This window comes from Bacteroides parvus, assembly GCF_017309675.2.
Taxonomy (GTDB): domain Bacteria; phylum Bacteroidota; class Bacteroidia; order Bacteroidales; family Bacteroidaceae; genus Bacteroides; species Bacteroides uniformis.
The window spans coordinates 2,079,463-2,095,469 of the sequence record NZ_CP084680.1; the positions used below are offsets into that span (position 1 = coordinate 2,079,463).

The following is a 16,007-nucleotide window of genomic DNA, read 5'->3' on the forward strand; positions in this document are numbered from 1 at the left end:
AAAAGAAAAGATTATGGAGGAAAATTCACTATACGATAAAAAATCTCTCTGTGAGATTACCGGAAAGAGTGCAGACTGGAATGAAGTAGCCAAAGACTGTGTGGCTTTCAGTAATGCACAGGGTGGTGTGATAGACTATGGCATAGAAGATGATGCGGATGCACCACCGACAGACCAGAAGGTTTCTGAAGATATTGCCATTAACTTGGAGAAAAAAATAAATGGTAAAACACATAATGTGTCTGCCCATGCCGAGATCCTGATGCATGAAAACGGCGGGCAGTATATCCGTTTGCATATAGCACGTGGAACTTCTTCTGCTTCTACTACCTCCGGTAAATATTTCACACGGGTAAGTGATGAAAGTAGACCACTTACAGGAGATGACATAACCCGCCTTTCTGCTGAAAAAGGTTATTATCGTTGGGAAGATGAGGAAAGCAAATGGAGCTGGAAAGATGCTGACAAGGAAAAATTGAAAATGCTGCTTCAAAATTTGCGGACATCAAACCGTGTATCAGATTTCGTAAAACAGAAAGAGGATAAGGAACTGTTGGATTATTATTTCCTGACAGTGGAAGAGTCGGACAAAATGACCAATCTGGGAGTGCTTTTTATCGGAACCCAATCTCAACGAGGCAGACTGATGAATGCGCCTGTGGTGCAGTGTATCCAGTTTGACCAGTATGGTGATAAGGTCTGGAAATATCTTATTGATGACTTTACAAAGAATCCTCAGGAAATCATTGAGGCGATATGGAATAATGTGCCTGTTTGGAGAGAAAGTAACGAAATCAGTGACGGACTGTTCCGCAAGGAAATTCCTGCGTATGACGAAGCGGTAGTCAGAGAACTGACCTGTAATGCGTTGGTGCATCGCCCTTATACGGTAAGAGGAGATGTTTTTATCAATATCCATCCGGACAGGATTGAAGTGGTCAATCCTGGAGCATTACCATTGGGAGTAACTCCGCAGAATATCCTTCATAAAACTGTAAAGAGAAACGAGCATTTTGCCAATCTGTGCTATGCCCTGCAAATGATGGAACGTGAAGGTTCCGGATATGACAAGATGTATGAAGTACTTCTTTCCAATGGAAAACAGATCCCAATAGTTGAGGAAGGTGATGATTATGTGAAGGCTATAGTAGGAAGACGAATCATCAGTCAGGAAGCCATCAAAGTAATTCGTTATGCTTTGCAGAAGACGGAACTCCGACAGAAGCAGATTATCTGTTTAGGACTGATAGCCCAGCATGAAAGTATTTCGGCGGCAGATCTGATTAAATTGCTGAATCTGAAAAATCGTGATGCTCTTTCTCCATGGCTTGATAAGTTGGTGGATGACGGTATCGTAGAAACTTCAGGTAGAAAGAAGGGAAAGGAATATCGGGTTTGTTCTTATATACTTAAAGAAAGTGGTTATAAAGGACAGACATCCTTGAAAAGAATAGAACCTTATAGACTTCGTGAATTAATTATCGAAGACTTGAAAATATATGAATGTGCTTCTTTAAGGGATATTCAGCAGAGAATAGGAGATGAGATTAGTTATCAGAAATTGTGGAAACAATTGGATAATATGATAAAAGAAGGTATTTTGGAATCTACAGGTAAAAACAGATGGACAAAATATAGGCTTAAGAAATAATATTCTCTCTTTCAAAATTGTGAATAAAGAAAGAGATAAAATCGATTTTGAAAGAGAAAAATAAAAGAGATGAATCGTAATATATTGATTATTAGGAATATTCTCTCTTTCGAAATTGTGAATAAAGAAAGAGATAAAATCGATTTTGAAAGAGAGAAATGAAAAGGATAAAGCTTTAAATATAGAAAATCATGATTGATAAATGGTTTCAAAACGATATAAATAAAGTATTGGCTGTACATGACCGTATGGTGGTGACAGATGCTTTAGGAGAAGGTGGATTCCTGTTAGATTATTTGCCTTCGGACGTAGTGGTAATCAATACCGGCAATGAAGAAATAGATGAGATAAAAGCAAGATATAGGGCTGAAAAAGACTGTATAGGCAAGAAGGTGGTATTCTATAAACAGAATACGCCGGACTCCTTATGCTTTCTGTTGGAATATGCAGAGACTTATGGCTGTATTGTACTGGATGATATGGAGGCTTATATCAGAAAACATCTGTTTGAAGGTATAAAGGAAAATACTGAATTAGGAAAGCAGGAACTTCTGATGGCTGCCAAATTGAGCAAAGGAAAGGACTTGAATTGGTGGCATGGGGTAAGTAAGGGAATAATCAAACCACTGGATACGGACGGACTAGTAATAGACTTGCTGCATCATCCTAAAGAAATTAAAAAGAATATGGATGGAGATGTTTGGAAGATCTTTGAATCGGAAGTTTATAGTCTTATCTCAAAACCACAGACAAAACAGCCGGTGGAAATATTGGCACAGTCGGTAGCTGATACGATATTTGACGGACTGATTCATAATAACATATCAGACAGACTTTTGAAAATCTATTATAAGTGTGTGGACAGTAATTCAATGAGGGAGCCTTTACTGAACTATATCGAGAAATATAAAATACCTCAAGGTATGTCTGTATTGGATACTCATCCGGACCATTGTTTTATGGAGTTGGACAGACTATATTTCAAGCAGCTTAGTGTTGCATTGGAGAACAATGAATATATTATCGGATTCCAGCAATATGTTGACAATCGAACTAAAAGTAAGAAAGCAGAAGCATACAAGGCTGAATGGTTGAAGGATGTAAAGGTATTGCTTGACTTCAAGAATGAGAAGCTTTATGAAATCAATACCGTTTCTCAACTGGCGAACTATTATCAATCGCACTTTGCTCCTTTGGATTCAGCCATAAGACATCTGTATGTGGCATGGCTTCAGGAAGAAAAACTATTGCGCCCTTATCAATACAGATACGAACAATATAATAAAGAATTGCTTGACCGTTGGTTTGGACTAGCAGATGAATATAAACCAACTCAAAGAAACTTTATAGCTGATAAACTTTCTGGAAATGGAAGGATAGCGGTAATAGTTTGTGACGGGTTGAGACTTGAAATAGCGGAATCCATAGCAGATAAACTCAAGGTTAAGGGAAAGAAGAACATAGCTTTTGCTGAACTGCCATCTGTAACGGAGAATGGCATGAGTTCGCTTTTCGGTTGTGCTGAAGTAGAAGATGTAGCCCAAACAAGATATAGCAATCTGAAGACTGTAATACCTGATGTTGAGATTATCCAACTGGAAAGGCTCAACAGTGGAGTGACGGCAAATAAGTTAGTATTGATGTTCGGTGATATAGATCAGGTTGGCGAAAAGAAACAACTGGCCGGATTGAAAGATATAAATGCATATGAGGCTTTTGTCTCGGAAAAAATAAATGACCTCTTCAGTATGGGTTATGGTAAAGTGTATCTTACAGCCGATCATGGATTTGTGATAACCGGTATATTGGATGAAGCGGATAAAATTCCGGTTCCGGATGGAGATATAATCAAATCGGAGGAAAGGTTCTGTCTGGCAAATGATACTTTGGGCAATGAAAATATAATCGTACGGAGCCAGAAGTATAAGGAGAGTCAATACCAGTATTATGCAAAGTCAGACAAACCGTTTGTTTCAAAAGGGGCATACGGCTATGCCCATGGTGGATTTACTCCTCAGGAATGTATTATTCCTTCTTATGAGTTTGCAAATGAAAATCAGGAATCTTTAGGAGTATTCATTGTAAACAAATCAGCTTTGCTGAATGTTACAGGAACTTATTTTACAGTTAAGCTGAAGGCTGAAAGTGTAGAGAATACGTTATTTAAGGCGGAAAGAAAAGTGGTGATTCAGATTTATGGAAATGGAGCTTTGCTGAGTACGTCATCGGTATATAGAATGACTCCTTCATCTGTGCAGGAAGCTGAATTTGCATTGGCAGCAACGGAAAATGTGAAAGTTGTGGTTGTAGATATTCAGACACAGCAGCAAGTGGATTTCTGTGATGTGAAAAAATCAGTGTCACGAGACTTGGATGATTTATTTTAAAAGATGGTATTATGTTGGAATTAGATAAAAAATTACTGGACCTGTTTCAGGGATATGTAGTTCGGAAAGACGTAGTTCGTTCTGTAAAAGGTGGTGCGAATGTGCCGGTTTTTGTGTTGGAGTATTTACTTGCCAATTCATGCAGTACGGATGATGAACAGAAAATTAAGGAAGGAGTTGAGAATGTGAAAAATGTTCTCCGCAAACATTATGTCAATCCCGATGAAGCTAATCTGATACAAGCCAAAATAAGGGAAGAAGGTACTTACAAAGTGATAGATAAGATTTCTGTCCGTTTGGATGCTTCTAAGGATAAATATTGGGCAGAACTTTCAAACCTGAATATTCGTGATGCCAATATCGATGACAGGATTGTGACGGAACATGAAAAGATGATGATGGGTGGAATATGGGCTATTGTGGATATAGCGTATGATTCTACTATGGCAATTGGCAGTAAGCTGTATCCGTTCGTAGTATCTAAAGTTCGTCCTATTCAGTTATCGAGCTTTGATATGTCCAGAATAAGTAACAACAGAAAGAATTTTACTAATGAAGAGTGGTTGAACGTGTTGTTACGTAGCGGTGGTTATGAACCGGAGTCAGAAGGTATGACACAGCGAATGAAGATGCTCCTTCTTTCACGTTTTATACCTATGGTAGAGGCTAATTTTAATATGGCTGAACTTGGTCCGAGAAGTTCCGGTAAATCATACGTGTTCAAGGAATTGTCGCCATACTCCATGCTGGTTTCCGGAGGACAAGGTACGGCTGCCTCTCTTTTTGTGAATAATTCCAATGGTCAGATCGGAGCAATGGGTAAATGGGATGCCGTATGTTTCGATGAATCTACAGATGAATTGTTTAAAGACCGTGAAGTAGTGCCATTGATGAAGGACTATATGGAATCGGGTTCTTTTTCAAGGGCCGGAAAATCAGGTGAGAAATCAGCCAATGCTTCTATTATTCTGAACGGTAACATCAATCAGCCAGTAGAAACAGTATTACAGACCAGTCATTTATTCAGTCCTTTCTCTGATAAGATATCGGATGATACGGCTTTTCTTGACCGTATAGGATTTTTCTTGCCAGGATGGGAAATAATGAAATTTGCACCTGCCAATTTCACTAATCATTTTGGTTTCAGTACGGACTTTTTCAGTGAAATGCTTCATGCATTAAGAAAGGACAATTATACGAACGCCATAGATGAATATTTCACATTAGGTTCACAAATGCGTCAGCGTGATACGAAACCGGTTCGTAAGACGGTTTCAGGACTTATAAAACTGTTGCATCCGGATGGAAAGTACACTAAGGAAGATGTACGTGTTTATCTGGAATGGGCAATTGAAATGCGTAGAAGGGTAAAAGAGCAGTTAAAACGCATTGGTGGAATGGAGTTTTGGGATACTAATTTCTCTTATATAGACAAGGAAACACAGGAAGAGACTTTTGTTCCAGTACCGGAAGAAAGAGGTAGTGGATTGATCGGTGACTCTCCTTTACCTCCAGGAACATGTTATTCTGCTACTTCTGATGGAGATAAGGTTGCCTTGGTAAAGATAGAGGTAATCACAATGGCTGGTAATGGAAAGTTGAACATCAGCGGAACGAATTCTGCTACCGTAAAGGAGGATATTAAGAATACATATAACTATATGAGGGCGAATGAGAAGATGTTACTTTCTCAACAACGTTCGTTTGCCAACATGGATGTGACGGTTCAGGTAACAGCCTTATTAGGTTCTACAGTACAGAGCGGAATTGGTGGAGCTGTCTTTGCTGCTATCATTTCATCGGTATTCAGCAAGAACTTGAAGCCAGCTTTGGGTATTATCGGCAATATATCTATCGGTGGTGCCATCGAACGTGCTATCAATTTCAATGACAAGGTTTCAATCTTGTCGGAAAACGGAGCAAAGACGGTACTTGTACCTATGGATAATCTTGCAGAACTTTCTACTTTGCCGACTACGGTTTTGGGCAAGACTGATGTACCTTTTTATGCCAATACACAAATGATTATTCAGAAGATGATGTTGTAAATGTATAGTTCAGATGAAAAGAGTGATAAAAAGATTAACCAATTGTAGGTACTTACGAATAATATTTAAAAAACTATGGAATGCTATTCGAATATACTTAACAATAACTTTTAAGAACCTATTGGATAATATCGGAAAATCACCATTAAAATGGTTGAGTTGTATAACCATATTATTGTCTTTCTTTATTTTTGATTCTTTTTGGACAGCATGGATAAATAAGATATGGGTTGATCCGATTGCATCTCAAATCAAAGACAACACATGGTGGATTATTGCCATTTATTCAGTAATAATATCTGCATATTATTATCATAATCTCAAGGAAACGGAAGTGATAAATATGAATAGATGTAAAGTTGTTGTAATTGGAACTTTGCTATATTGTATTTGTCTTTTCTCTAGAAAATGGGACTATGTATTGATTTGTGATTATAGTAGATATTTAGCTTGGAGTAATTTTATTATTATAGTTCCTATATTATGGGAATGTTATATCTGTTATCAATTAAAGCATAAAAAGGCTACTGAAAATGCCAAGCCAGAACTTGAGATTGAAAAGACAAATAATGTGGCAGATTCATATAAAAGGAAGGCGGTATGTGAATCTGCATACAAAACTTTGGAGTCATGTTTTTATAAAGAAGGAAGTTTTACTTTCTCTATAACGGGTATTTGGGGAAGTGGAAAAACAACTTTTATTAATATCCTAAAAGAACAGTATATTAGAAACAACTCGGTCAAAAGTGTCATTATATTTGAGCCGTGGAAAAGTGATACATCAGATTCCATTGTAAAGGGATTCTTTGCAATGCTACGTGATGAACTAAGCAACTATATTCCAAACATCTCATCTACCATAGATCAATACGTTGAATTGCTATTGGATGAAGAATCTGGAAAACCTTTAAAGATTATAGGAAAATCATTACATGGTATTTTCAATGAAGATAAAAATCCATACGAGCTTATAAAAGAAATACTCGAAAGAACAAAACATAAAACTGTTGTACTCATAGATGATATAGACAGATTGAACGCAGCAGAAATAAAGGAGGTTTTACGTTTGATTAGGAATACGGCTAACTTCCCATATATTCAGTTTATAGTAGCCTATGACAAGAATTATGTATGTGAAACATTGAAGAACAATGGAATTAATACTCCTGACCGTTATTTAGAGAAGTTTTTTAATGTGGAAATGTCATTACCAAGAAGTGAGGAGAGAGTTCTTTGTAATGAACTGCTGACTCGTATTCAAGAAACCGTACACACAATATGGGGATTGGAAAAAGAGGATACTAAGATTACCAATATGGTTTATTATCGTCCAGATGATCCTACCAATAGCATCATTGATAACAATTTGGTGACTAAAGTGTTGTTAACTGTCCGAGACGTGATACGGTTCCATAATTCTTTTTATTTATTAGCTAAAGCATATAAAGATCAAAGAGTAGAAAACGAAGTTTGTTTTCAAGATTTATTCTTTCTGGAATTGCTAAGATATAGATATATGGATGTCTATACTATTTTGTGCAATAGGCCTTTTATATTATTACAATTGTCGTATTATGAATTCTCATTAGATAAAGATTATAAAAAAACTCTTCAGGAATATTTAGATAATACACAGATTGAAATTGTGTCAGATATATTAGAGTATTTATTTAGAAACGATAGAGATAAGGCAAATGCAATATATAGTCTTAGAAACTATTATAAATACTTTATGTATAGATTGGATGACAAGGTTCTTACAGTTGATGAGCTTATGTCCTTGGCTGAAAAGGATGACGCAGAGATGATTAAATCTGCGAATCAGTTATATATAAGAAAATATGGATTAGAATTTGAAAATCAAATAGGAGAACTTTTGGCTCAGATTTATAAAAACAATGCAGAGGGTAGAACATTTGACTATAATGAGATATATAATTTGTTAGAGAAACTGACTAAATCTAATATTAGGGGATTAAGAGATGAAATTTATAATGCTATCATACCTCATCTGCAACAAATGAGGTGTATAGATAATAGGCATTTTAAAGCATTGTTGCACTTATATGATGTAGTGGATTTTAACTCGAAAACGATTAAATATTTTGATATATTGAATTTTTTGATGGCTATATTGGCCAAGAAAAATCTTGCTGTGAAATTGCGACACCCTATTGGGCAAGAAGAATATGATATAGTTTATGATTTCTTGTCTAATACGACACATCCAGCTATTATAAGTTCTGCATTATCATCATTTAAAGAAGCTATTGAGAATGGTGATAAAGCCATAATAGACGACTTGTTGATAGATTTATCTGTTTTATCAGACATACAATTAGAACATTTTATAAAAGAACAAAATAAATTTTCTGAAGATGGATTTACGTTATTTTATAATTGCCAAAGTAAAACGGATCCTAAAACACATCGTGTCTATTTAAGGCAAGAAGCACTGGATATAATGAAAAATGAAATTCAAAATAATCCGCAAGGATATTTTAGTATGTTTATTCGTAAAGGAATAACATCTAATCCTGAATATAATACAGTATCGCCTGAACCTTTTTGTGCCCAAATATTTGAAAATTATGGCAATTTTGAGGAGTTCCTGGAAAATTGTAAGGATGATAATCAATATACGATAAGAGTAAAGAACTTTTGGGAATTATATAAGAGTAATGGTTATAGATCAATTAAATTTGAAGGGCAGGGTAATGTTCAAGAAAAAATTGATAACTGTTTTAGATATGAAATAGAGCTTCTTGAACAATTGAAAAAAATAAAAAGATATCTCGATAAGGGTAAAAAGATAAATGAAAATTTAAAGAAAATGTTTGATAATAATCCTTTACCTGTAAAATTAAGAAATGATATATGTAAAATGATTGAAAATTGAATACTTAATAATCTTTTTGTTTATAACAAAGTGTTTCATCCTTTGTATTTCCGACTTTGGAGGAAAATCCCCCGACCGTAAGGGAGGCAAGTTAGTTTTTGTCTGACAGAATACTTTCTGTCGTACAAAAACACAACTTGCTCTGTTCGTTTGAACAGAGAATCCACTTAAAGTGGATTGTGGCTCCATGCCCATTTATAGCTATAAAATAGAGTCATATTTGCCTGATGAAAAATGTAAATATCAGTTTGTTTGTGACAAACATGTATGCAGAGTTGAATATCGTGTGAATGGAGTGCCTGATATTTAGTTATTTGCCGAAATTTAAATATTCAATATTGAAAGTTTTATGCTGTATTGTACTATGGTATCCTGATTTACAGATTCTGTATCATATAATAGTATGTAGATTGTTATAGTAAAGTTGTATACGTTGCTTAATAAAAGTTGTAATATATTGATAATCAGCGTGTATATGGAATGAACTCTGTCGTGATATTGCAATCGTGTAATACTCTGATAACATAATAACACAACAACATAATGCTCTAATAACATAACATTGCAATAACATAGTAACATAACAACATAATACCCTAATAACATAATATTGCAATAACATAATAACACAACAACATAATGCCCTAATAACATAACATTACAATAACATAGTAACATAACAATATACTACCCTAATAACATAACATTACAATAACATAGTAACATAACAATATACTACCCTAATAACATAACATTGCAATAACATAGTAACACAACAACATAATACCCTAATAACATAACATTGCAATAACATAGTAACACAACAACATAATACCCTGACAACATAATATTGCAATAACATGATAACACAACAACATACTACCCTAACAACATAATATTGCAATAACATATACCCCCATATTATAATATTGTCGGGACATAGTATTATGCCAATATAATGCCCTGACAAAACAATATCCTAATGCTCCAAATGGTATGATGTAAAAATCTGAACAACATAGCCCGGAAAAATCCATCACCATTATCTGATAATGGATCTTTCTGAGCCACCTTCTTCTGTCTATTTGAAAATCGGATTGGAAAGCAGAATCTTGTAATATACTGTACCTCCCACCTCTATGGGAGCCTTGGCAATCATAAACTGTACGGTCTTCCTTTCCACTTTTGCCTGAAGCATGATTCTTCTGACGATGAATCCGGCAGAGAATCTGGCACACCTTTTATCTTTCCATACAGTGAACCCGTCCTTGTCTGTCGTATGGCAGATATACCATTCTCCCGTATCCTCATCGTGTGCGAAATTAACCCGTCCTCCACCGAGAATCCCCAGTTCTATAGACATTGTCTTTGACAGGTAAACCGTTCCCTTGCTGTCCATATTAATTGTCCGCTTCCCCTGATAAACCACCTGCTGCGGACGTGAGTTCTCCTTGTTATATACTATCAGTGCCATAAGTTTCTGTTTTAATGGTGATACAATAAACTAACGGATTAGGATATGAATCCTTCTACTGCCAGCATTTGGCTTCTCCATGAGAATCCCCGGTTTGATCGTACTGCATCCATGATCGTGTTTACTTTTCCTGAAATGGCACTTGCCGATATACCCATACATTCACCCAACGCCTTGAATGAAAAGTCTGATTCATAAAAACGCAACGTAAACATCCTGTATTCCTGATAGGAGAACTTTCTTCTGATAAAGTTAAGAATGTCCTTCACCAGTTTTTCACAGCTGTTCAGGTCATCCGGAGAAAGGAAATCCGCATCTTCCCCACATCGAAGAAAGAAATATTCATCCGGATGGGCATATTTGCTTTCCAGCCTGAACTTGACCATGAACGCTTTCCTGTAACATCCGATAAAGTATGCTTCATAATCCGTTATTTCCCTTTCCGGATTCAGCACCTGCTTTCTTACAAACAGATAAGTGTCATGAAAATTGTCCTCATCCAGTGCCCCGTATCTGCCAACGAGATTTCTTAACCTGTCATAAGACACCGTAAACCAGTCATTGAACCTTTTTTCCACATTGTTCGCTTCCATAATCTTCCATTTATTGAGTTATACATGGCCTGCCCGTGGGTAGGCATTCTTATTTCTTGTGCGTTCCCCAGTTCGTTTTCCGATGATTGCTGCAAGGCTTGCCGTGAAAAAATACGCTCTTGCGCCAGCAAGAGGAAGATTTTTTCACAGGCAACCAAGCCCCTTCAGGGGCCGCCTTGCGCGATCATTCGGAAAAACAACTATCTTTGCTGCAAGAAATGAGGATGGCTTCATCTTGAAAGCGCCTGGTCTCTGTATGTTATTACAGACGGTTATGCGAGGTATAAGATAGGTTTATCTCTATAACCCCATCTTGCTCCTTACTATATTCATGTTGTCCTTCAGGTTCCTGTCCATGACTCTTGCATAATGTTGTGTCATTCTTGTGGATGCATGTCCGAGCATGGCAGACACCTCCTGCAATGGAACATTGTTGGCCAATGTGACGGTCGTAGCAAACGTATGTCTAGCTGCATGTGTGGTCAGATTCTTTTTGATGCCGCAGAAGTCCGCAATCTCCTTCAGGTAGCTGTTTGCCTTCTGATTGCAGACAACAGGAAGGCAAGTCCCTTGTTTAAGACATATCGGATGTGATTCGTATTTCTTCAGGATTGCCAATGGAACAGGAAGAAGCGGAACATTTGCTATGGAACTTGACTTTCTTCTTCTCTCCAGCTTTACACGTCCTTTTCTTATCCACCAGTCACCGTTATTGTCCTGCTCCAGATGTTCCGGTCTCAATGTGGATACATCAGCGAACGCCAGACCGGTGAAGCACGCAAACAAAAAGATGTCCTTGACAAGCTCCAGCCTCGGAATATCAAATTCCCTGTTCATTATAGCCTGAAGCTCGTTGTTTGTCAGGAATACCGGATCAGTCTCGTCCTGTTCCATCTTATATCCGTAAAACGGGTCTTTCCGCATCCATTCTTTGGCTATTGCCATATTGGTGATTTTCTTCAGGCATTTCATGTAGCGGACTATTGTGTTGCGGCACAGTCCGGCTTCTGTCTTCAGGAAAACATCAAAAGCCTTGATGAAATCAGGGGAAAGTTCATGGAACGTAATATCATCCTTCTCATAAAAACGCGGCACAAACGTTTCAAGTTTTCTGAGCACATTCTTATAACGGTTGATGGTGACGGGAGAATAGTCTATGTCAACAACCTTTTCCATAGAGGAAATTTCTTCTTTGACTGTTCCAAGCAACGTCCGGACAGTCTCATCCTTTCCGAACACACGCTTTAATATTGTCTTTGGAGTTATCAGTGCCGATTCAAAGGTCAGTTCCTTGTGCTTTTCGTATGCGCGTGTAGTGAGGGCGGAAATATAGTTGTTCAATTCGATGGAAGCCCTGTCTTTTCCTTTACTGCATCCCTTGGCCGGATTCCAGTTCTTTAATGGAACGCTTCTCTGTATTCTTATTTCTTCATATTGCCCGTTGATGGTAATCCTCATTAGGATTGGAGCCTCGCCATTTTTCAGCAGTTTTGTTTTCAGAACGAAAAATAGAATGTTCATTGTTCCTTGTTTCATGATCATTTTCTTTTTGAAGTTGCACATTCGGTTATTTCGTCAATCCTGAATTGAGCGGATGGCTGGAGAAAAATGTTAAATTCGGTGGCTTTTATTATTGCCGGCTCTAAAAAACCACCGATTTTTGTTTCTCTTACTATTATCCGCCTGTAGGTACAATCATTATCATCGGATAAGAAAGCCTGTAGCAAACGTTGTATTTCATCCGTCATTCAGTAGGGTATGCAAATGTAGAATTTCATCCCTGAAAATGATTCACGCAAATCGTTGAGAATAAGTGAAGTATGGTACATATCGGTGGTTTTTTCATGGGACTCAAAAAAAGCCACCGAATCAGCAATTTTTTATTGCACCAAATTGCATATTTTTGCGGACAGTACATAAAGAAAAAACCGCTGAAATAACTGTATTTCAGCGGTTTTCATGATTTTTCGTTTTGTAAAAGTGGTGCCACCAGCAATATAAATGTTAAATTATTATCAATCTGATTAAATCCAAATATATGCTAATATGTTGATATTAACGCTAATTAAACGAATTTCAATTTAGGCGAGTAGTGACTGTTTTAGAAATTATAGTGACTATTGTAGTGACTATCCGGAAAAAGTCACTAACTTTGCAGTGTCCGATTCATAAGGGAATCGAACCTTGGATTCTATGGCAAAATCTCTTTCCCGGTTCTTCATCCGCAAGCAGGACGAGAAGAACGAAATCGCAACTCTTTTCTTTAGGGTGCAGAATAAGAAACACAAAGTCGATACGCTCTTTTCCTCTCAGATCCGTGTGAATGTTGCGGAGTGGAAAGAGGCTTTGTCGTGTCCTGAAAAATGGATGCGACATCAAAGGGCGAACTTTAATTTACACGACTCACTCAATAGGATTGAACTGGTAGTAAAATCGGAAGTCGAAGGCATGTCTTTCGACAAGTCGCATGTTGAGGCCGAAATCCTCGCTATCGCCAATCCGAAAAAGGCAGAAGCCATAATGAAAGCGAAGCGTGAAGAGGAGGAACGGCAACGTGAGGAAGAACGCATAAAGGAAGAGCAGGAACGTCTGATAAAGGAAGGCATCGATGCTGAACGCGCCAAAATATGGAATTTCATAGACCGATTTTGCAATGAAATCAAGAGCGGTGCCAGGCTTAATGGTCATGATAGATATGCGCCCGGCACTGTGAAGGCATGGAATAGCTTTAGGAAGCTCTATGACTTGTTTGACAGAAAGCATCGCAACACATGGTATGACGTAGACCGTGCGTTCGTCACCAAATTCCTGAATTTTATGGAGAAGAAAGATTATATGGTGACTGCGCAGAATAAATATCTGGTTGATCTCCGTGCAATTATCAGCTACGCTTATGCAGACGGAATCCACAACAATGACCGTGCCCTGCAATATTTCGCAAAAAAGAAAATTGAAGAGAAAGACAAGGCTATCGAAATCTACCTTACCGAGGCAGAGCTTCAGGCATTGTATGAAATGCCACTGTCAGGCAAGCAGGAAGAGGTGCGCGATATATTTCTTGTCGGGTGCTACACTTGTCAGCGCGTGAGCGATTACAACGACATCGACAAGGATTGTTTCACCACTACTGCCAAAGGAACACCGGTAATACGCCTCATTCAGAAGAAAACCCGCAACGAGGTAAAGATTCCTATAATGAATCCCAACCTAAAGGCTATATGCGAAAAATACGACTACAATCTCCCTTATGTTGTTGACGTGATACTCAACCGCTACATAAAGGAGATTCTAAAGGAGCTGTCCGGTAAAGTGCCCGACTTAGCCAGGATGGTAGTAACCAAGCTTACTCAAAAGCAGAAGAAACTGGTGGAGGACGGCAAGCTCGTTGTCGAGCACAACGAAAAGGGAGAGGTGATAATGCCCCGCTATAAGTGCGTGACTACCCACACAGCCCGCCGCAGTGGAATAACCAACATGTACCTCACCCACAAATACTCCATAGTCCAGATGATGCACGTCAGCGGCCACAAAACGCAAAAGACCTTCATGGACTACATCAAACTCTCCTCCGATGAAATTGCCGACGAGATTAACGCTATCGCCAATGGCAGTAAAACGGAAGTATTTTAACTATTATTACTCAGAAACAGCTACAAATCAAAATATAAATTGTAATTTTGAATATGGAAACAAATAATTCACAGCTCGTAATCTATCAGGCACCCGACGGAAATATGTCGATTGATGTGACAGTTCAGAATGATACCGTATGGTTGAGCCAAGGGCAGATGGCCGAACTCTTTGACAAAGATCAGTCAGTTATTGCCCGCCACATCTCTAATGTTTTCAAGGAAGGCGAGCTGGAGAAAGAGAGTAATATGCAAATTTTGCATAATACTCTGTCGAAGTACAAGCCGACTCAAGTTTACAGCCTTGATGTTATTATCTCTGTTGGCTATCGCGTTAAATCCAAACGTGGCACTCAATTCCGCATTTGGGCGAATAAGATATTGAAGCAGTATCTTCTTCAAGGCTATGCTATAAACGAACGCATAGCTGCGCAGAAATATGACGAACTGAGTCAGTTGGTAAAAGTGCTTGGCCGCACAATCCAGAATCAAGAAAGGCTTACGGAGGATAGCCGTTCATTGCTTGATGTTGTCGTCGATTACACATACGCCCTCGACACCCTTGACCGCTACGACTATCAGGAACTGAAGATTGAGGACACCACCGGTAGAGAGTCGTTTCATGCCACCTACGAAAACGCCATGGAAGTCATCCGCGAGTTACATGAGAAATTTGGAGGTAGCACATTGTTCGGCAACGAAAAAGATGATTCCTTCAAAAGCTCCATCGGTCAGATTTACCAGACTTTCGGAGGCGTTGACCTCTATCCCTCAGTGGAGGAGAAAGCCGCCATGCTCCTGTATCTCGTTACCAAAAACCACTCGTTCAGTGACGGCAACAAACGCATTGCCGCCACACTGTTCCTGTGGTTCCTCAACGGCAATGGCATTCTCTACAACGAAGACGGCACAAAGCGCATTGCCGACAACACCCTCGTCGCCCTTACCCTTATGATAGCAGAAAGCCGCACTGAGGAAAAGGACACAATGGTTAAAGTCATCGTCAACCTCATCAACAAGAATAACTGACGCCTTGTCCATAAAAGTCAAAGGGGTTTTTCACAACAAGAAAGCTGCTGATTGTCTATATATTACGCAATATATTAGGTGTCGGTTGGTGATTTAATAAAAAATCTAATTTTGCTGCTCAAATTGAGCCTAAGAAATGGAAGGACTCATTGTCGATACAGACACATTTGTAATAGTTGGAGCATGGAATCGCGAAATCCTTTCTCAGGAATGGGTGATGCAGAATTTGCGTCGGAGATGGAAGCGACGTTTCGTTGCATTGTTGACAGATGTAACGCGATGCTCTGGTTGCGGTGG

General features: G+C 38.3%; 9 protein-coding genes. 6 read left to right on the forward strand and 3 right to left on the reverse strand.

Going from position 1 to position 16,007, the window contains the following annotated elements; all coding sequences use genetic code 11:
• The first annotated feature begins 13 nt into the window (after positions 1-13).
• The 4 genes from JXR92_RS08310 to JXR92_RS08325 all read left to right on the forward strand — a co-directional run bounded on the left by JXR92_RS08310 (position 14) and on the right by JXR92_RS08325 (position 8,985).
• On the forward strand, positions 14-1,651 hold the full coding sequence (locus tag JXR92_RS08310) for an ATP-binding protein (protein ID WP_057098609.1): 1,638 nt from the start codon (positions 14-16) through the stop codon (positions 1,649-1,651).
• 191 nt (positions 1,652-1,842) lie between these two features.
• Positions 1,843-4,038: a PglZ domain-containing protein gene (locus JXR92_RS08315; protein ID WP_057098608.1), complete on the forward strand. Its 2,196-nt coding sequence runs from the start codon at positions 1,843-1,845 to the stop codon at positions 4,036-4,038.
• A gap of 11 nt (positions 4,039-4,049) precedes the next feature.
• A complete protein-coding gene (gene brxL, locus JXR92_RS08320; RefSeq protein ID WP_057098607.1) occupies positions 4,050-6,086 on the forward strand; it encodes a protease Lon-related BREX system protein BrxL in 2,037 nt (678 codons plus the stop codon).
• A gap of 13 nt (positions 6,087-6,099) precedes the next feature.
• Positions 6,100-8,985 (forward strand): KAP family P-loop NTPase fold protein, encoded by a 2,886-nt coding sequence (locus JXR92_RS08325; RefSeq protein ID WP_057098606.1) that lies wholly within the window; start codon positions 6,100-6,102, stop codon positions 8,983-8,985.
• 1,081 nt (positions 8,986-10,066) lie between these two features.
• Here the strand turns inward: JXR92_RS08325 and JXR92_RS08330 are convergent.
• The 3 genes from JXR92_RS08330 to JXR92_RS08340 all read right to left on the reverse strand — a co-directional run bounded on the left by JXR92_RS08330 (position 10,067) and on the right by JXR92_RS08340 (position 12,588).
• Positions 10,067-10,459 carry a hypothetical protein gene (locus JXR92_RS08330; RefSeq protein ID WP_021929898.1) on the reverse strand — a complete coding sequence of 131 codons (393 nt, stop codon included), beginning with the start codon at positions 10,457-10,459 and terminating at the stop codon, positions 10,067-10,069.
• Positions 10,460-10,497: 38 nt separating this feature from the next.
• A complete protein-coding gene (locus JXR92_RS08335) occupies positions 10,498-11,052 on the reverse strand; it encodes a hypothetical protein (protein ID WP_057098605.1) in 555 nt (184 codons plus the stop codon).
• A gap of 300 nt (positions 11,053-11,352) precedes the next feature.
• Positions 11,353-12,588 (reverse strand): site-specific integrase, encoded by a 1,236-nt coding sequence (locus JXR92_RS08340; protein WP_117815158.1) that lies wholly within the window; start codon positions 12,586-12,588, stop codon positions 11,353-11,355.
• A gap of 657 nt (positions 12,589-13,245) precedes the next feature.
• Here JXR92_RS08340 and JXR92_RS08345 point away from each other — a divergent pair.
• Positions 13,246-14,682, forward strand: a complete 1,437-nt coding sequence (locus JXR92_RS08345) for a tyrosine-type recombinase/integrase (RefSeq protein WP_117974726.1) — start codon at positions 13,246-13,248, stop codon at positions 14,680-14,682.
• A gap of 53 nt (positions 14,683-14,735) precedes the next feature.
• The gene (rhuM, locus tag JXR92_RS08350) at positions 14,736-15,710 is read left to right on the forward strand and encodes a virulence protein RhuM/Fic/DOC family protein (protein WP_117601512.1); all 975 of its coding nucleotides are present in this window, start codon (positions 14,736-14,738) and stop codon (positions 15,708-15,710) included.
• Positions 15,711-16,007: the final 297 nt, after the last annotated feature.